The 18,725-nt window shown below is 38.6% G+C and carries 14 protein-coding genes and 11 pseudogenes; 11 read left to right on the forward strand and 14 right to left on the reverse strand.

Annotated features, from left to right (window positions below):
* Window positions 1-666 precede the first annotated feature (666 nt).
* Window positions 667-1,369, reverse strand: a pseudogene (locus BTN49_RS22325) (transposase); the annotation flags it as partial.
* Window positions 1,370-1,868: 499 nt separating this feature from the next.
* On the opposite strand from BTN49_RS22325, the gene BTN49_RS20915 reads away from it, so the two are divergent.
* Window positions 1,869-2,078 (forward strand): IS1 family transposase, encoded by a 210-nt coding sequence (locus BTN49_RS20915; RefSeq protein ID WP_097356738.1) that lies wholly within the window; start codon window positions 1,869-1,871, stop codon window positions 2,076-2,078.
* Here BTN49_RS20915 and BTN49_RS07995 read toward each other — a convergent pair.
* The 4 genes from BTN49_RS07995 to cmoA all read right to left on the reverse strand — a co-directional run bounded on the left by BTN49_RS07995 (window position 1,988) and on the right by cmoA (window position 6,127).
* Entirely contained in the window at window positions 1,988-3,286 is a 1,299-nt protein-coding gene (locus tag BTN49_RS07995; protein WP_097356739.1) for an ISL3 family transposase, read from the reverse strand. The two genes, BTN49_RS20915 and BTN49_RS07995, sit on opposite strands and share 91 nt — an antisense overlap.
* A gap of 33 nt (window positions 3,287-3,319) precedes the next feature.
* Complete coding sequence (locus tag BTN49_RS15885) at window positions 3,320-3,742, reverse strand: hypothetical protein (RefSeq protein WP_199399482.1); 423 nt, start codon at window positions 3,740-3,742, stop codon at window positions 3,320-3,322.
* 594 nt (window positions 3,743-4,336) lie between these two features.
* Window positions 4,337-5,308 (reverse strand): tRNA 5-methoxyuridine(34)/uridine 5-oxyacetic acid(34) synthase CmoB, encoded by a 972-nt coding sequence (gene cmoB / locus BTN49_RS08005; RefSeq protein ID WP_097356740.1) that lies wholly within the window; start codon window positions 5,306-5,308, stop codon window positions 4,337-4,339.
* Window positions 5,309-5,398: 90 nt separating this feature from the next.
* Window positions 5,399-6,127, reverse strand: a complete 729-nt coding sequence (gene cmoA, locus BTN49_RS08010; protein WP_097356741.1) for a carboxy-S-adenosyl-L-methionine synthase CmoA — start codon at window positions 6,125-6,127, stop codon at window positions 5,399-5,401.
* Between the two features lie 807 nt (window positions 6,128-6,934).
* Here cmoA and BTN49_RS22330 point away from each other — a divergent pair.
* Both BTN49_RS22330 and BTN49_RS08020 read left to right on the forward strand, forming a co-directional pair.
* Window positions 6,935-7,363: pseudogene (locus BTN49_RS22330) on the forward strand (transposase); the annotation flags it as partial.
* 640 nt (window positions 7,364-8,003) lie between these two features.
* Window positions 8,004-8,192: a transposase gene (locus tag BTN49_RS08020; protein WP_097356743.1), complete on the forward strand. Its 189-nt coding sequence runs from the start codon at window positions 8,004-8,006 to the stop codon at window positions 8,190-8,192.
* 264 nt (window positions 8,193-8,456) lie between these two features.
* Here BTN49_RS08020 and BTN49_RS08025 read toward each other — a convergent pair whose 3' ends face one another.
* Window positions 8,457-8,873: a CBS domain-containing protein gene (locus BTN49_RS08025; RefSeq protein WP_097356744.1), complete on the reverse strand. Its 417-nt coding sequence runs from the start codon at window positions 8,871-8,873 to the stop codon at window positions 8,457-8,459.
* 169 nt (window positions 8,874-9,042) lie between these two features.
* Window positions 9,043-9,328 (reverse strand): annotated as a pseudogene (locus BTN49_RS18035) (transposase); the annotation flags it as partial.
* A 15-nt stretch (window positions 9,329-9,343) separates the two neighbouring features.
* Here BTN49_RS18035 and BTN49_RS22335 point away from each other — a divergent pair.
* From BTN49_RS22335 to BTN49_RS08050, 4 genes and pseudogenes are all read left to right on the forward strand, one after another.
* Window positions 9,344-9,615, forward strand: a pseudogene (locus tag BTN49_RS22335) (transposase); the annotation flags it as partial.
* Between the two features lie 87 nt (window positions 9,616-9,702).
* Window positions 9,703-10,170: a GNAT family N-acetyltransferase gene (locus tag BTN49_RS08045; protein WP_097356747.1), complete on the forward strand. Its 468-nt coding sequence runs from the start codon at window positions 9,703-9,705 to the stop codon at window positions 10,168-10,170.
* Between the two features lie 256 nt (window positions 10,171-10,426).
* Window positions 10,427-11,053: pseudogene (locus BTN49_RS18045) on the forward strand (IS5 family transposase); the annotation flags it as partial.
* Window positions 11,054-11,494: 441 nt separating this feature from the next.
* A complete protein-coding gene (locus BTN49_RS08050; protein ID WP_097356748.1) occupies window positions 11,495-12,694 on the forward strand; it encodes a Bcr/CflA family multidrug efflux MFS transporter in 1,200 nt (399 codons plus the stop codon).
* A gap of 234 nt (window positions 12,695-12,928) precedes the next feature.
* Here BTN49_RS08050 and BTN49_RS08055 read toward each other — a convergent pair.
* Window positions 12,929-13,791, reverse strand: a pseudogene (locus tag BTN49_RS08055) (IS5 family transposase).
* A 93-nt stretch (window positions 13,792-13,884) separates the two neighbouring features.
* Between BTN49_RS08055 and BTN49_RS22340 the strand changes: the two are divergent.
* Together BTN49_RS22340 and BTN49_RS20930 are read left to right on the forward strand one after the other, a co-directional pair.
* Window positions 13,885-14,106: pseudogene (locus BTN49_RS22340) on the forward strand (IS982 family transposase); the annotation flags it as partial.
* A gap of 268 nt (window positions 14,107-14,374) precedes the next feature.
* Window positions 14,375-14,509: pseudogene (locus BTN49_RS20930) on the forward strand (transposase); the annotation flags it as partial.
* 26 nt (window positions 14,510-14,535) lie between these two features.
* Here the strand turns inward: BTN49_RS20930 and BTN49_RS08065 are convergent.
* The 3 genes and pseudogenes from BTN49_RS08065 to BTN49_RS18055 form a co-directional block, all read right to left on the reverse strand.
* Window positions 14,536-15,210, reverse strand: a complete 675-nt coding sequence (locus BTN49_RS08065; protein WP_097356750.1) for a SanA/YdcF family protein — start codon at window positions 15,208-15,210, stop codon at window positions 14,536-14,538.
* 203 nt (window positions 15,211-15,413) lie between these two features.
* A pseudogene (locus tag BTN49_RS22345) lies at window positions 15,414-15,827 on the reverse strand (transposase); the annotation flags it as partial.
* 98 nt (window positions 15,828-15,925) lie between these two features.
* Complete coding sequence (locus tag BTN49_RS18055) at window positions 15,926-16,087, reverse strand: hypothetical protein (RefSeq protein ID WP_223824390.1); 162 nt, start codon at window positions 16,085-16,087, stop codon at window positions 15,926-15,928.
* On the opposite strand from BTN49_RS18055, the gene BTN49_RS20945 reads away from it, so the two are divergent.
* Together BTN49_RS20945 and BTN49_RS18060 are read left to right on the forward strand one after the other, a co-directional pair.
* Window positions 16,052-16,279, forward strand: a complete 228-nt coding sequence (locus BTN49_RS20945) for an IS1-like element transposase (protein ID WP_223823835.1) — start codon at window positions 16,052-16,054, stop codon at window positions 16,277-16,279. The two genes, BTN49_RS18055 and BTN49_RS20945, sit on opposite strands and share 36 nt — an antisense overlap.
* Before the next feature lie 169 nt (window positions 16,280-16,448).
* Window positions 16,449-16,568 (forward strand): annotated as a pseudogene (locus BTN49_RS18060) (IS5/IS1182 family transposase); the annotation flags it as partial.
* A gap of 41 nt (window positions 16,569-16,609) precedes the next feature.
* Here the strand turns inward: BTN49_RS18060 and BTN49_RS08085 are convergent.
* From BTN49_RS08085 to BTN49_RS19690, 3 genes and pseudogenes are all read right to left on the reverse strand, one after another.
* Window positions 16,610-16,732: a hypothetical protein gene (locus tag BTN49_RS08085; protein WP_097356754.1), complete on the reverse strand. Its 123-nt coding sequence runs from the start codon at window positions 16,730-16,732 to the stop codon at window positions 16,610-16,612.
* Window positions 16,733-16,885: 153 nt separating this feature from the next.
* On the reverse strand, window positions 16,886-17,536 hold the full coding sequence (locus tag BTN49_RS08090) for an MBL fold metallo-hydrolase (RefSeq protein ID WP_097356755.1): 651 nt from the start codon (window positions 17,534-17,536) through the stop codon (window positions 16,886-16,888).
* 429 nt (window positions 17,537-17,965) lie between these two features.
* Window positions 17,966-18,536 (reverse strand): annotated as a pseudogene (locus BTN49_RS19690) (transposase); the annotation flags it as partial.
* Between the last annotated feature and the right edge of the window lie 189 nt (window positions 18,537-18,725).

Below are 18,725 nucleotides of genomic sequence, written 5' to 3' on the forward strand. Positions count from 1 at the left end.
CTAATGGCTACTTCTTCATCAGTTAGTAAGTGCAATCTCTGCTCGGGACTCCAATCGTTTACGAACAATGGATGAACGAACGGTATTTGATATTTGATTGTTCGCGTGTAATTACACGCCGGTAGATTTTGATAAATTTTTAGTCGATATCCACTTGTTACTGCTGTATATTTTCAGTAGACGGTAAATTGAGGATACGATGGCACTTGATTATATTTGCGATATCGGAGATTGGACTTTCCCGTTCAAAAATGCTATAATTTGGCATCTTTTTTTTGATTAATGACTGCTACACTAGACCATAAGTCTCATAAGTTATTATCTGAACTTAAGATTTTACCAAAAAAACTTTTTGTTTTTTACTTACTGAAATGGAAAACAACTTCTTCTACCATCACTTCTAAACCTACCTCCTATCATGGTCATATTAGAGAAGGTTCGCTATGAGTAGAAAAATTTCCATTAATGTACAAGGCTGTACATATTTCCATTTATAAATACACTCATCAAGAGCATCGCGAAACAGTTTATTATTAACATCTCCGAATCTAATCAATCCGTTGTAACCATTAAAGACATGTACCTTTCAGCTTTTTTAATCATTACTCTAACTTACAACTCTTGTAACCTTAGATCTTCATAAGCGATTGCTTATTAAACCTAAAACCCCGCCAGCAAGTTGACCATACATCTGATACAACTACGGTGCCGAGAATGCTTGATTTGGGATATGTTTTTTAGTTGATCAAAAACGGTTTCGATAATAAATTGTTTCCGGATTATCAGGCGGTCCTAAAGTTTCATCACTTTTGGTTTTATATTCTTTTTCATACCCGTTATAAGTGTCACTCCCTTATCTGCTAGTTCCCACTCCAGTGGATCAGAGATATAACCTTCATCTCCGTATAAACAGCCCCAAAGATCATCAGCCATTTTCGACACAGGCCTTCTATCAATCACGTTAACCGTCGTCACTTTGACTGAGATAATGCCACCTTGGTCATTGATAATAATACGTAGGTTGTGACAAACCTGTAGCTTGGACAAATCAACGAAGACAATTCCTAGCGGTGAGTGAGGTAAGAGCAAACCGGAACACCTTACATGAGCTTGAGTATCCTCATGTAGCTAACTAATTTAGGAAATTCGTTGGTGAGGTAGCGACGAACAAAGTGGATGTAATAGGTATCAAAATTTTGATACCCAGATTGATGGAAAGCTATCACTATCGTCATCACTTTGCTAACTGAGAGGCGAAAAGGCTTGTTTCTTTGTTTGACACCGGAATGAATTCGGTATTTTTCCATGCAGGGAGGAAAATCTGGCAGAAGTAGTCGACATCGACGAAAACAGCGTCTAAGTTATTCATGTACAAATCCTTGTGCAGTCAATGGTTTATTTCCAACGATCAGATCGCGACTTAGGCATTTAGTTCATTTCTTATGCGCAACTCAAGTTAGTGAATCGCTGGCAAATATGAAAGCGATCAACAAAGTTCTAAGACTCGCTATGCTTGTTCGATAGCAGACAAATTAAGACTGTCATAAATATTTTAAATAGTGCATTATGGCCGCATTTGATCAATAATACCCTCTTGATGTACAAAAAGTAATGCTTATCTGTGAAGTAGATAAGAAATGCTATTTTTTAGTAACAAAGATAACTAGTGTCGGTCCTAGTCTGCTTAGAAGCTTCTAATTGAAGACAATAATTTTTTATGCATTCCGTTGTATTAGAAGAAGAAATTAAATGTATTTTTCAAGTTATTATCCATATTTAATGTTGCATTTTGGTGTACGGTCGGTTGCAATCTGAACGCTATTCTTCCCGAGAAAAAACAGAGTTTTGACAAGACCTATACGTAACGCATTGAGCGGAAAAAGTTGATTCTTTGTACATGCTTGAAACGACTTAATCTGAAAATAATTGGATACTTAAGGTCGACGGATATGTACTATAAAGTGATTGGTACATTCATTGAACGTTATTATCTTGGGTATGCGGATTTAGTGAGTGAAATGGGACTTTTAAAATCCCTTTCAAATTCTTTGATCAAAGTTGATATGCTCGAACCATAGTTCGTTACTATTTGAGGTTCCGCAGCCATATCAAACACGCTAAGGGCATCATCAGGAATTGGATCTCGTTGATATAGTGGACGTTTCACTTTTTGGAATACTTCAGTAAATAGCATTTTAGCCCTAAGAGCTTCAAAGCTATAACCTTGACCAGTACGGTTCATAACTCGAATGAGGTTGTTGAGACTTTCCGTATAAGCATTCGTTATTGGATGATCAAAGTACGCAAAAACTTCATTGTGCCAGTTACCCATAGCCTTGATTAGCGGATCAAAATACCGCGTCATTTCAGGTGAAACCAGTCGTAGCCAAGCGTAGTAAGCTTGCTGAGTTTCATCACGCGTCTGACTGTTCCAAATGACAAAGAAAGACTCTTTAAGTTCGTAAGCTTCTCCCATTTCAGGATAGTTAAGTATCCAGCCAGAATAACGTAAGTATTCCGCATCTGAGAGTTCGTGCTTTCGCTTTAGCAGTACAAACCTATCCTTTAGTAGTCCACGGCGCTGTTGTGGCGTAAGTTGGCTACGTATTGCTTTTCTTGCACGCTCTAACGACTCGTTAGCCATTTTGACTACGTGGAACTTATCTATGACGATAGTGGCATTCGGTATCATGGTTTCTACCCTCTCTCTGTCTTCGCGTTTTGTAAAGTAGCGAAGTAGAGTTGATTTATTACGGTTGTTGAGCATATCAATGACTGTTTGATGCTCAATATTGGTTAACACGCATCGAGGTTTCTTGATGATATGAATTTCATCAATTCCTAACCATTTTGGCATTTCGAATTTCAGTTGTTCTTCTTCACGCTCGCAGTAATCTTGAAATATGTTACGGATTATTTTTTCATCCACACCTATATCATCTGCAATACTTAAAAATGTACGTTTCTGGCTCTCTCGCTCGATGTATTCAATAAACCGTTTAGTCATCCTACGTTTTTCATCTTTGCGCGATACAAGCTCGTAGAACGTCTTATTACAACTTTGGCACTTAAAACGTTTACGATTTAGGTGGATGCCGACACGCTTGCCGTGCATGGGTATATCCATGAGAATTTCGGTTCTTTTCCCAAAACCAACGAGATCAGATGTGTAGCAGTGGATGCAAAATGAAGGCGGGTATTTTAGTTCAGCGTAAACCTGATAATCATACTTAGATTCATGAACCTGACTAACATTGTAGTCAGGCCAATTTAAAATATTTGTCATAGTCAAAAAGAAAGGAGCCGAAGCCCCTTGCTGTCACTCCACTTCTACTACATCATCAATACTAGCCTCAGCGTACAACTCTTTGGATAGCCAGCGGTGGCCAAAAAACTCTTTAACCTCTTCCAGCGTTTCACAGACCTTGCCGCTAAAACGGTCACGCTCATCTTGCCTTCTAGTGCGACCAACTTGATGACAGATGAATTTTCCGCCTTTGGTCTTGTAAAGAGATAACTCTGTCCAACGACCAGTTTGACCGTTATAACTACTGCCAATAGCTTGATTATCAGAACTAGCCGCATTTACTACCAGTTGACCAGTAAAGCGAACGTTTGGCGCGTTATCAATATCAAGTGTAAATGTTTCCATGTCAGAGTCCTCGTCTACGTCAATTATTTGCTCTATCTCAAGTACGCTGTAATTAATGCTGCTAAAATCAGAATCCAGATAGTCAGCCAATTCGTGTGCATTCAGCTCGTCACCATCTTCATCAACAACCGTAACGCTTTCTACAGATCAAACAGCATCCTGTTCCTCGGTTCCTGTAGACAGAGAGTCGGAGTCGCATTCGTCGTAGTTAAAGCCTTCGGTGTAAGTAATTTTGATACCATCTAAGGTTGAGGTTTTAGAAGCCAAACCAAAAACGTGAGGAATATCGTTCAGATCAAAAGATTCGTTTTCTTCGTTCCACTCTTCAACCTAACGATCAAGCCGCTCTAAAACTTCGCAATCTTGTTCTCGATGCCAGTCGTTGCGAGCTACCAGAGTTTCAAATTCAGCAATAGAGATAGTTTTCATGGTTAAATCCATGTCTTCTCAGAGTCGCCGCTGAGTTCGGCTATGGATGTCTCCACGTTCTTAATACAAGTGTATTTGGTTTATTATGTCAATCATTAAATCCGATTTTAACAAATTAATACATCCTGTGAAAATCAATCACTAAATCCGCATACCCATTATCTTTAAATCATAATCAACTTATTGAATACATGAGCGATTATGAGTCTTAGTTTCACATGTATACAGTACACGAAAAAAGTCCTACCTCATAGGTTAGTCAGGATTCTTAGCGATGAGAATGGCGCGGGTTGGCGCTGGATAACCTTCAACCGTTTTAGTTAGATCATGTGGGTGCAAGTAGTCTGGAAGTGAGTTATGAGTCATCCAATCAGTTGTGTGTTGCTCCTCGATTGTCGTTCTGCATTCATTAACGATGCGAACATCCACAAAACCAACGTGTTCTAACCATACTTTCAGCGCTTTTACTGACGGGAAGAAGTATACATTTCGCATTTGTGCATAACGGCCAATCGGTACGAATACATCGTTCCTATCTCCATCAATGACAAGGGTTTCCAGTACTAATTCACCATTTCTCACTAACTGGTTTTTCAATTGGATTAAATGATCCAGTGGTGAACGGCGGTGATATAGCACACCCATGCTAAATACAGTATCAAAGGCTCTAAGTTTAGGTATCCGTTCAATGCCCAACGGCAGTAGGTGTACACGTTTAGCATTGCCCATCAAGCGACGGATTGCTTCAAATTGGACCAAGGACAGTTCGGAAGGGTCGATACCGACAGCCAGTTCCGAACCTTCGCCCAGCATTCGCCACATATGATAGCCATTCCCGCAGCCCACATCTAAAACATAACGGTCTTTCAGTGATGAGATATGTGGTAACACACGATCCCATTTCCAATCTGAACGCCACTCTGTATCGATGGCGATGCAGTACACTCGGTATGGACCTTTACGCCATGGGTGGAAAGAACGTAGTAAATTTTCCAGTTTTATACGCTGATCTTGTGACAGTTCTTCATCAGTACCCACGGTTACGCTGTTTAGGAGTTCAACGATTGAAGGCGCGTTAGTTGGGATTTTTCTCAGTACTCGTATCCATTTTTCCATGTCACCGTGCCAGTGACATTGCCATTCAGTCATCTGCTCGGGGAGGACATTAAGCCAATTATGTAGCCGGTTCTTGGAAATTATTCGGTAGAAGTCGGAAAAATCAAACATGGATGACAAGTCTGTCTGTTTAAGTTTATATTGAACTCTATTAGTGGTTTGTGAAAGGGAATCATATGGGTATCCTACCTCTAACAGAAGTTATTTTATCGCAAATATGGAGCCAAAATTAAAACATTGGAACCACACGGAAACACTACTAAAACCAATTCTGTTCAGGCGTTGTATATGGTAATCAATGGTGTCTAGCTTCATGACGTTTTCCAGCGCGCTATGCTTTTGCCTTATTTCTAAATCGCTGTAGCCGTTAGCACGTTTAAAGTCGAAATGCAGGTCGTTTAGCAATTGATGCGTAATTTTATCAGAAAAGTTATATTTTTCAGACAAGATTAAGATGGCGCCCATTTTTAGTCCAGAGTAGATACCTTCAAGCAGTGATTGACGGTCATCAGGGTTTAAAAACTGGAGTGTAAAATTCAATACAACCACGGACGCATTTTTGATGTCTATGTTGCGAATATCGTTTTCGATTACGTAAACCTTGATGTCGTCATGATATGCACTAATGAGCAATCTGCAACGTTCAACCATTGCTGGCGAGTTATCAACGGCAATAATTCTACAGTTTGATACTTTGAGCTGTTGACGAATGGACAGGGTTATGGCACCTAAAGAACAGCCTAAATCATAGATATTAGAGCCCTCGGATGCATATCTCTCAGCTAGCATACCTATAGCAGAAATTATATACCTGTAATTCGGAACTGAACGTTGAATCATATCAGGAAAAACTTCAGCGACGTTTTCGTCGAACGTGAAGTTGTCTAGATCTTCAATTGGCGCAGCATAAATATTATCGCGATTAGCCATTTAAACAGGCCTTAAGAAGGCGTTTACCAACATGGCTTACTAAGCACTGACATACAGTGCAAAAACAATAGCGACACCATAACTCTCTATCAGCACAAAAGTGAAGCACACTAACTATAGGAAGAGACATTTTACAGTACTTATCTCTGATTTATTAGGTGTTGAGGTCATCGTGCTTAAAGTTTTCCCTGCCATCATAAAACACAAATTCTTACACCTGCCACAAGAAGCAGGAACTTTTTATGGGTATCAACCCTGTTTGATTAAACAGTAGGCAGCTTTTTTATCAATTAACGAATGTCGAAGCTCATGCTAAATCACTTGTACAGTCTATTTTGTCAGGCTCATATTGTCAATAAGTTGATCTTCGCGGAAGCGACTATTATTACAAGAGGTGTTGTGTCCCCAAATATCTAAATTAATAAACCTGAGATTCACTATGCATTGAAGCATCTCAATATCACCTTTAAAAAACTCTGTTTCACCCTAAGGGTTATAAACAAAAATGCCAAGACTTCATCGAAGAAATAGAGAAACATCAAGAAGAAGGTAGATCCATCATCTACTTTAGATGAAAGTGGATTTGCCCAGAGTATGCCTCGAACGCATGATTACTCTTAAAAAGGAAGTCGATGCTATGCGTTCATGATAAGCACTAGAAAGGAAAAATTAACGGCATTGGTGCTATTATCAATCATACTTTTCTAACGGTCAGTTTAACCTGAACTGCGCATAAGAAATGAACTAAATGCCTAAGTCGCGATCTGATCGTTTGAAATAAACTATTGACTGAACAAGAACTTGAGCATGAATAACTTAAACGCTGTTTTCGTTGATGTCGATGATTTTTACCAGACTTTCCTTCCTGCATGGAAAAAACACCTCATTTCTTCCGGTATCAAACAAAGAAACAAGCCTTTTCGCCTCTCACGTTAGCGAAGTGATGACGATAGTGATGGCTTTCCATTAATCTGGGTATCGAGATTTAAAAACCTATTACATCCACTTTGTTTGTCGCTACCTCACCAACGAATTTCCTAAATTAGTTAGCTACACGAGGATGCTCAAGCTCATGCAAGGTGTTCTGGTTTCGGTTTGCTCTTACCTCACTCATGCCAGGAATTGCCTTCGTTGATTTGTCCAAGCTACAGGTTTGTCAGAACCTACGCATTATCATACATCAGGTTTTTAAAGGTACCTCGAAGAGAGGGAAAGGAATGATGGGGTGGTTTTTCAACCAAGTTCCAAAATCTGTTTAGCCAAAAATGAAATAAAAGCTTCACGATATCTGGATGACGTAAACATAACAAGAGGCACAGAAAGCCTTTGGACAGTTCAAAATGCGAAACGAGATATGGTGCTAAATATCCTAAAGCAGTGGACTGGATACTGATTCGAACGACAAACCCCATTAAATCAATGTTTGCAACGGTGAGGCTAACAGGCGTAGCCTGTTAGGCGGTAACTCTCGACTATCATCAAAGGCGTAAAATTCAGAGATGACCTTCGTAAAACAAACGTCAATCAGCATAACACTGCTGTGGAGATTATACACCAGATTTTACCGTAGCTCAATCTAGCATTTTCGACACCGTAATTGTATCAGCTTTATGGTTAACTTACTGGCGGGGCTCATCGCGTATTGATTTTAACCAAAGAAGCCGAGCTTCAAGATGACTCATCTTGATAAGCAAACACTTATAAAGATATGAGGTTAATCATAATTTCTACGATAAGAACATCATGGAGTTAAACGGGAGGTGATGATGGAAAAGATCAAGCACAAGATTATCAGCTGAAGGTAATATAATCAAGCATTGGTAAACCGTGCTTCAGTCACTTTTTGGATAGAGGTTGCTGCCCTTAAGGGATAGCATTGTCTAAGGCATCACGTACATCGTGGCCGTTTGTTTATATTTTGGATACCCAGATTGAAACGGCACTGATGATGAAAGGTATTTTTAAGCTGCCACTTCGTGCGTTAGAAGGTTTTTTTAGTTCGGTTTTCACGGTGATAAATATCCCGCTAAAATCTTTTACATACACTTGCATGAATCAATGGTAAAAAAGTGAGGATGACAAGAGAGCACCCAGATCGGCATGACTAAGAAGAGGCTGTAGGCTCCCTTTTACGGTCATATCTCCAATAAGTTATAAAGCGCGTCAGTATGACTATCAATGTAGTAGTATTAGTGTCTGCTATTTATAGATAGCATGCTTTCTAACAATGCTTAATCATCATGCAAAAATTAAGCATTCTTTGCGAAAATATACCTATTGAAAACATAATTACTTTTCCAATGTGAAATATTTATAACTTTGTTATTTATTAGACGGGGTGGTGAAAACAATCATCAATTTGAGTGGCAATGGCTTTTAAAATGTCTCGGCGAGAAACAACACCGAGCAAACGACCATTCTTACATACAGGATAAACTTTAGGTTTACCTGGTAACATATCTTCTGCTAGTTTAAGAATGCTTTCATCAGGAGACACGACTACCACCTCTCTGTGCATACAGTCCCCAACTGTGTTGTTACCTTGACAATAATATCCCATTTTCAATAGCTGATGGATGATATCTTGTTCAGACAAAAAGCCCATTACATGGTTATTGTCATCAACAACTGGACCACCCGTCTGATGTGCATTCAGCATTTTTTTTAATGCAATAGGCAAAGACATGAGAGCTTTGAAGGTCACAGGTCGTTTATTCATATAATCTTTTACTTTTATCGATTCCATGTATATTCCTTTTACGGAATGATAAGTTAGAAACAGGGATTAAATCTCTGCGTTACTATTTAGTGTTAACCAACTTCTAACAATTACTAGTATTCAGTAAATTATTTTCATATCCTCTTACTAAATAACCTCAGATCTGTATAAGCATGGCTTTTCCAAGTTGAGTAATTTAAAGGCTAACTTCTCTTAGATTAAACGTATAAGCAATTAGTCCAGAAATCAGTTTGACACATAAATATCATCCCACTGTGGTGCCGAGAATGCTCGATTTGAGATATGTTTTTTAGTTGGTCAAAACCGGTTTCAATAATAAACCGTTTCCGAAGCATCAGGCTGTCTTAAAGTTTCATCACTTTTGGTTTCATATTCTTTTTCATACCAGTTATCAGTGTTACTCCCTTCTCTGCGAGTTCCTGATCCAATGGATCAGAGATATAACTTTTATCTCCGTATAAACACTCCCAAAGTTCAGCAAAGTGATGACAATAGTGATAGCTTTCCATCAATCAGGATATCTAGACTTTAAAACCTATTACATCCACTTTGTTTGTCGCTACCTCATCAACGAATTTCCTGAATTAATTAGTTATACGAGGATGCTCAAGCTCATGCAAGGTGTTCTAGTCTCTGTTTTCTCTTATCTCACTCACCGCCAGGAATTGCCTTCGTTGATTCGTCCAAGCTACAGGTTTGTCACAACCTGCGTATTCACAGACATCAGGTTTTTACAGGTACCGCGAAGTGAGGAAAAGGAACGATGGTCTAATTTTAAATTGCCATTTACGCTTATAATCATCTACCGTTTAATTTATTGATCAGGTAAGAATTGATGAACGTATCACTACTATCACCCTCCATCTACTCAATGCCACGCCTCTTCGAGCTGTCAAAAGAACTTCATGATCATGAAATTCTTACTTTCGATATCGCACACGTCACAGCTGCCTTTAACTTTTTACTTGCACACCCCAATTCCGGTGACGTGTTGCTTATCGCCTTGGAAAACGAGGGAGTTAATGAGACAATCGGCTTCATCGTGGTTTGCTACAGCTTCAGCATTGAATTAGGTGGAAAAATTGCAGTAATTGATCAAATTTTCCTTTCACAAGATTCCCGTCGTCAAGGTATAGGCTCTTATGTCATACCTAAATTGGAAGCACACGTACTAAAACGTCATTGCCATGCTATTATTTTAGAAGTGAACATTGGTAACAGCGGGGCAAGAAAGTTCTACGAACAATTCGACTACATACCAAGAAGGCAACACTGCATTATGTCGAAGTTACTTAAGCCTTAAATCATTCGCAAATAAACCGCAAGGTAAATGGTTTTGCTCTAAAGAGGCCTGAACTCAAGTCTGAAGTTTGGCATTTTCCAATTTAAAGAGACTAATTCCATTTTTTGAGAAAATTCAGGCTGCTTAAACCCTAACCATTTCTTAGACCGATGGCGTTATTTCTTAAATATCTGAACTAATCACAATTCCTACGATTAGATCATCATGGAGTTAAGTAACCTCAGATCTGCATAAGCAAGCGCTTATGCAGATCTGAAGTTGCATTAGTAAGCGTTTGGAGACCGTAAAAGTTAAATACCGTTTATCGAGTCGAGAAGTTGTCGCTCACATCGTTATTGATGACACAAACCTAAAGGTATATGGAAAAGGCGAATGGAAACCGCGTAAACGCGGTAAGGAAAATAGGCATATCTAGCGCAAATTTCATCTCGAGGTTGATTTGTCTACTCATGAGGTTATCGCTGCAGAAGTTAACCTAGTGTTAGTGGGTGACAATGAGGTTTTACCTATATTGCTTAACACATTACGACGAAATAACAGCAAGTCAGTACTGATGGAGCCTATGACACAAAAGCATGTCTCCCCATTATGAAAAATAAAGGAATAATACCTAGTATTCCACCTAGAATCAACACGGGTTGGCGGGAAAAGGACATCCTAGAAATGAAGCTGTAAAAGCGTTAGAAAAAGATACATTTGTGGAGTAGAAAAGGACAGAGGTTATCATAAATTCTCGTTAGCAGAGACAGCAATATTTCGCTATGAACAGTTGTTTAGCCCTGAACTCACTCTTCGTGATTACAATGCTAAAGTTGGTGAAGCACTGGCAAATATGGAAGCGATAAACAAAGTTATAAGACTCGGTATGCCTGTTCACCAGTAGACAAATTAAGACCATAAAGAAGATTTGGATCAGTGCGTTATAGGCCTGATTTAATCAACAACACCGTTCAGTATTAAAAATACCATGATTGTAAACAGTTCTTATCACCCTAATTCGGGTGAGGATTATTGCACGAAAACCTACTGATTGAATATATAATCAAAATCTGCCGAAATGATATTCATACTTTTCGTGAGTAATTTAGCTAAGAATATGTTTGCACTACGTTAAGCTAGAGAAATATAGAAAAAGAAGGAGCATAAAGGGATGTAGACCATTTATTTAAATAAGAAAGTCATCATTTCCTTTGGCGGAGTAATCAAAATGTTATTATGTAACGTAAGTGATGGAATGCCTGATCCTGACTGTAGGTGTTTTAGGTCTTTTTTTACCTATTTACTTCTTTATTTTTTCCTTTTACCTATCCTTCTCAAGGCGTACATGACTACGAATGTAATTAACAGTTCATCTCAGCAATTGACATTTCTCTCAATTCTTGTTCTCGGTGCTATTGCGGCACTAACACCACTAGCTATCGATATGTACCTTCCAGCAATGCCAGAAATTGCACGAGATTTGATGGCGTCACCTGGGCAGGTTCAACGTACGCTGACGGCGTATACTGCTGGCTTTGCGATCGGTCAACTTATCCATGGACCTATTTCTGATAGTTATGGTCGTCGACCGGTCCTAATTGTAGGTGTGTTTATGTTCCTTATTGGTACGATTGTTAGTGCCAATGCAATTGACATTAGCACTTTGACATATGTGCGTTCAGCACAAGGGTTTTGTGGTGCAGCATCTGCAGTTGTTATTCAAGCACTAGTACGTGATATGTTTGACCGAGAAGATTTTGCACGCACCATATCGTTTATTACTTTGGTGATGACGGTTGCGCCGCTTATTGCACCACTGATGGGAGGATATTTATCCCTATGGTTTGGTTGGCGCTCCATTTTCTGGGTACTAGCAATATTTGCCGTTTTGGTCATTGTGTTGATCGTGATCTTCATCCCCGAGACCTTGTCTGTGGAACACCGTCCGCCACTTCGCATTGGTTCAACATTGCGTAATTACCTGAAAATATTACGTTCTCGCTCAGCGGTTAGTTACATTATGGCATCGAGTTTTTCCTTTGCAGGAATGTTTTCTTTCCTTACCGCAGGTTCATTTGTCTATATAGATTATTATGGTGTTAGCGTACAAAACTTTGGTTATTTCTTCAGCTTAAATGTGGTATGTTTAATTATTATGACCGCGTTAAACGGGAAATTCGTACGCAAAGTCGGCAGTGACAACATGCTTAAATTCGGCTTAATTCTCCAATTGATTGCAGGTGTGGTGTTGATCATTTGTCAATTCATGGAGTGGGGACTATGGGGAACGGTCATTCCCATCATGTTATTTATGGGAACCATTTCAATTGTGGCCAGTAATTCGATGGCTTGTGTGTTGAACGCTTACCCTGAGTTTGCAGGTACTGCATCGTCGCTTGCAGGCACAATGAGGTTCGGTACTGGTACGATAGTTGGCACTATTGTTACGTCCATTTCAGTGGAATCTGTGTGGCCTATGACTGGATCTATAGCGATCTGTGCGATTCTCTCCGCCATCTTTTATTGGGTAATGTCTAGAAAATAAAGACATAAATTACGTAGAAGATATTAAATTTATAGTGAAAATAGAGGTTATCTGAGCTGGGAAAATGAAAAACACCAAAAGTATATAGAACTATTCCAGTTAGCCCTGAATATCTTTTATTACACTGAGTGACTTATGTGGTTTAAGAAATAGCGTGTTAGTAATATTATCTCTGCTGAGATAAAACAATGGATTCATCAGGTATTCTAGGGGTTATTTTTGATTAAATTAGGCCTATAATGCACTGATCCAAATCTTCTTTATCGCTTCTATATTTGCCAGTGCTTCACCAACTTTAGCATTGTAATCACGAAGAGTGAGTTCAGGGCTCAACAACTGTTCATAGCGAAATATTGCTGTCTCTGCTAACGAGAATTTATGATAACCTCTGTCCTTTTCTACTCCACCAATGTATCTTTTTCTAACGCTTTTACTACTTCATTTCTCGGATATTCTTCTTCCCAGTACCCCGCGTTACTTCTAGGTAGAATACGGGGCATTATTCTTTTATTTTTTAGTATGGGGAGACATGCTTTTGTGTCATAGGCTCCATCAGCACTAACTTGCTGTATCTTTCATCGTGATGAGTGAAGAAATGTAGGTAAAACTTCATTGTCACCCACTGACACTAGGTTAACTTCTGCAGCAATAACCTCATGAGTAAACACATCAATCGCGAGATGAAGTTTGCGCCAGAGACACCTATGTTCCTTACCATGTTTACGCCTTTTCCATGTACCTTTAGGTTTGTGTCATCAATAACGACGTGAGCGACAACTTCTCGACTCAATAAACGGTACTTAACTTTTACGGTCTTCGTACGCATGACTAATGCAAGTGTATGTAGGGGATTTCAGCGGGATATTCATCAACGTAAAAACCGCATTGAGAAAGCTTTCTAACGCACAAAGTAGGAGCTTGAAAATACCTTTCACCATCAGTGATTTTTCAATCGAGGTATCCGAAAATATCCACCCATGGCCACGATGATCATTATGCTTTAGACAAGGCAATGCCTTAATAGTAGCGTCGTTTATCCAAAAGGTGACTAAATTACGGTTTACTAATGCTTAATTATATTATTTCCAGTTGCTGATCTTGTGCTTAACTTTTCCATCATAACTGCCTCCTTAATTCCATGATGATCTGATCATTTGAAATAAGCTATTGACTGCAAAAGGACTTTGTTCATGAATAACTTAGACGCTATTTTCGTCGATGTCGACGACTTCTGCCAGACTTTCCTTCCTGCATGGGAAGAATACCTAATTTCTTCCGGTGTCAAATAAAGAAACAAGCCTTCTCTCCTCTCAGTTAGCAAAGTGATGACGATATTGATAGCTTTCCATCAATAGGGGTATCGAGACTTAAAAACCTATTACATCCACTTTGTTTACCGCTACCTTAGCAACTAATTTCCTGAATTAGTCAGCTACATGCGAATGCTCAAGCTCATGCAACGTATTCTAAAATAAGAGATTATATAATAAAAAGAAAGTTAGTTAGTCAGTACATATGATACATGTAGACAGAGTTGCTATTCTTTTACACTTACACGTCGTGTTTGTGACCCAATACAGACGTAGAGTTCTAGGTGATTTACACTTGCTCAGTCTTGGAGTAACATTCAAAGAACTTTGATTGGGGTTTAATGCCAAGCTTAGTTAATTTAACGGGGATAGTGATCACGTTCACTTGTTAGTTTCAACATCACCAAACACTCTCAATATTGTGAAACTTGTTAACTCACTTCAAGCCGTTAGTTCCAGAAGACTTCGACGGGAGTTTAATGACATTGCGGGTGTGTTTAGCTAGAATGTTCTTTATCAAGAGGGCTGGACTTATTTCTTGAATCTAGAATTGGTTTGAATAACATTGATACAAATGCTCTCTTTTGGACCAAGAAATCTAGGTTGTACGTTTAATATATAAATATCTAAAATTGCCTTCACTCTGGCGACTGTTTCACGAACGCGAATTTTTAATCCTGCTAATCCCTTAGGGCTTGGAGCTGCTAAGCAAATAGCATCAATATCATAATGTTCTGTAATGAATAGAGCACGTTCACAGTGGAAGGCCTGTGTGACTAGTGTAAATGCATTAGCATCAAATATTTTTTTCGCCCTAATTACGGAATCAAGTGTACGAAAACCTGCGTAATCAAGATAAATTCTGCTATTGGGTATACCAGCACGTAACATGTCACGTTTCATCGTCCAAGGTTCATTGTAAGAGAGATGTTCGTTATCACCACTTAGCAAAAGAACATTAACTTTGTTATTTTGGTATAACTCCTTTGCGGCTTCTATACGATACGTATAATAAGGATTGAGGTTTTTTCCGATGTACTTGCTTGTTCCAAGAACGAGCGCAATATTCCGTGATGGTATTTTTTGTATGGAATCGAAGATCCTTCCCCTAGCTTGTATAGACACCCAGATGTCGGCTGCCGCTACGAAAATGAGCAATATTATTAAAGTAACGATAATAAATAGAAATAATTTATGGAGATACATAACATACTGAATGGAGTAAAATAGCGTTAAGATAATAGATTATACTAAAGCGTTGAGAATCACAAAAAGAACCTATACACCTATGCAACGTCGTTTAGTTAATAGGGGACTTGACTTTAAATCATAATCGTGACCCGCATGGTTTAGTGTAGAAGATGAAGAAGACTACTAGAAATGGTATTTTTGTCTCCCCTAGGTTAACCTCAGATCTGCATAAGCACTTGCTTATCAAACCAAGTTATCTTGATACTCGGCTTCTTTGGTTGAAATGAATACGCAATGAGCCCCGCTAGCAAGTTGACCATAAAGATGATACAATAACGGTGCAGAGAATGTTCTATTTGGGATCTTTCTTATTTGGTCAAAATCGGTTTCGATAATAAATCGTTTCCGGAGTATCAAGAGGTTCCAAAGTTTCATCACTTTGGGTTTCATGTTTTTTTACACCTGTTATCAGTGTCACTCCCTTGTTTGCAAGTTCCCGCTCCAATGGATCAGAGATATAACCTTTAATCTCCGTATAAACACCCCCAAAGCTCGTTAACCATTTCCGATATAGGCTTTCTATCATCCACGTTAACCGTCGTCACTTTGATCGAGATAATTCCACCTTGGTCAAGGTTAGGTTAACTTTTGGTAACTCATAGTAGCACTGCTTATGTGTTTTTCTAGAAGTAATCTGTACCACTAATATTAGGCATGTTGTTGAACAGTATCAACCCATGTATTCAATAGATTTTTCTTCGTATAAAAACCATTCTTTTACAGGGTAATCATTATAGCTACCATTGACGTTAAATGTCGCTTTTACCCGCAAACAAAAACGGTTAAAAAGCATGATATCAACCTTGGTGTCCACCAAGGTTATCGTTACCAAGCATGTTACCAAACTTTCCAGCTTGGATATACATGCAGGGCTTATCAGGCGGAGAGAAAAGCGCAAATTATTGAACTGGCTATGAATAATTCTGGTATTCGTGACTCTTCTCGAGTGCTACACATCAATATTAATTTGGTTATCATAGTTTTAAAAAACTTACACACGCTGTTTAACTACATTCCCTCTTGATGTACTCGAAGTTGTGCTCATTTACTTTGATGTTATTTCCCAACTATCTGAACTAATCGCAATTCCTATACTCAGATCATCATGAAGTTTAAAGGGAGGTGATGATGGGAAAGGACAAGCATAAGATCAGCAGCTGGAAACAATATAATCAAGTATTGGTAAACTGGGGCTCAGCCCTAAACTCACTCTTCGTGATTACAATTCTCAAGTTGGTGAAACGCTGTAAAATGTGAAAGCAATGAACAAAGTAATAATACTTGGTATATCTGTTCGCCAACAGACAAATTAAAACTATAAAAAAGATTTTTATCAGTGCATTATGGTGCTGACTTAATCAACAACGTACATACACCTGTATGTACGTGATTTCAGCGGGACATTCATCAACGTAAAAACCGCATTGAGAAAGCGTTTTAATTTATGAAGTGGGAGTTTAAAAATACCTTTTACCATCAGTTCCGTTTCAATCTCGGTATCCTAAAATACAAACCCAAGCTGCTGATCTTATGCTTGTCCTTTCCCATCATCACCTCCCTTTAAACTTCATGATGATCTGAGTGTAGAAATTGCGATTGGTTCAGATATTCTCGAAACGTATACGATTTACTAAATAGGTAGAGTATCTGCTACGTGCGGATTATACTTTCTTTCGTGACCAAAGGTGGAATTAGACCCATGACCAGGCACGAATGTTATATCATTCCCCAGTAGGAAAAGTTTGTCTTTAATTGAGCTAATCAACGTTGAGTGATTGCCTCTCGGGAAATCAGTGCGACCAATACTACCATTGAACAAAACATCACCTACCCATGCTAAACGATCTTCATCATTAAAAAACACCACGTGTCCAGGAGTGTGACCTGGAGTATGAATTACTAAAAGCCTACTTTCGCCAATCATAATTTCATCTCCATCCTCTAACCACTGATCAGGATCAAAGGCTTCGGCACCGGCAAAACCAAACATATCACTTTGCGCAGGTAATGCCTGAAGCCAAAATATGTCTTGTTTTTCTGGGCCAATAATAGGAACTGATAATGCTTCCTTTACTTCCACAGCCCCACCAACATGATCTAAGTGCCCGTGTGTTAATAAAATTTTGGTAATGTTAATGCCTAGTGATTCCACTTTAGTAAGCAATTTTTGAGCCTCGCCACCAGGATCAACTAATGCAGCTTCTTTGGTTTTTTCACACCAAATAATAGAACAATTCTGTTGGAATGCAGTAACAGGGACAATTTTAAATTTCAATGCCATAAGACAATCCGTGTAAATACAAAAAGAACGCAAAGCATATCATGTAAACATCAATTCTTTAATACTATCCCAGACGACCCCAATTAGGGGTCGTCAGCTTAGTCTTATTGGTATGTCATCAGAACCTTAGTTTTTATTTGTAAGGCGTTTGTGATGTTATACAGTTCTTTGCTAGAATTGTTACACATAAACGCAAAAACTCTGTTTGAACATTTTTTTGTTATCAAAAACCCTTGCTAAACATTGAAAGTATTCATTTATTCAATAAGTTGATTTCCGTCTAGAAAATGGATTTTGTCGGAATTACAATTCCTGTTAGGAAACATGATATATGCAGTAATAGACAACTGGTTTACAAGTTAGACTAAACGAACAATTTAACTTATTGAATAAATGACCTGAGAAAGAATATGAAACCAAATTTGATGAAACTTTTGGTTTCATATTCTTTCTTACACCCTTTATCAGTGTCATTCCCTTGTCTGCAAGTTCCCGCTCCAATGAGCCAGAGATATAACCTTTATCTCCGTATCAACACCCCAAAAGCTCGTCAGCCCTTTCCGATACAGGTTTTCTATCATCCACATTATCCGTCGTCACTTTAACTTAGATAATGCCACCTTGGTCATAGATAATCAGGTGTAATTTAAAACCGTAAAACCACCCCATCATTCCTTTTCCTCGCTTCGAGGTACCTCTGAAAAACCTGATATCTGAGAATGAGTAGGTTGTGACAAACCTGTAGCTTGGACGAATCAACGAAGGCAAGTCCTGTCGGTGGGTGAGGTAGTGGCAAACAAAGTCGATGTAATAGAGTGTAAAGTCACGATACCCTAATTGATGGAAAGTTATCACTATCGTCATCACTTCGCTAACTTAAAAAATGAGAAGGCTTGTTTCTTTGTTTAACACCGGAAGAAATTAGGTGTTTTTCCCATGCAGGGAGGAAAGGCTAGCAGAAGCCGTCGACATCGACGAAAATAATATCTAAGTTATTCATGCTCAAGTCCTTATGCAGTCAATAGTTTTTTCTAAACTATCAGATCGTGACTTTGGCATTTAGTTCATTTCTTATGCGCAGCTAAGGTTAACTCAATATAAGTTTATTGTATTATATTTCCTTGAAATATGACCACCTCCCCCCTCTAATCGAAATTAGAATGTAATATTATAAGGTTTTAATCATATT

It is taken from the genome of Candidatus Enterovibrio escicola, from assembly GCF_002464935.1.
Lineage (GTDB): Bacteria > Pseudomonadota > Gammaproteobacteria > Enterobacterales > Vibrionaceae > Enterovibrio > Enterovibrio escicola.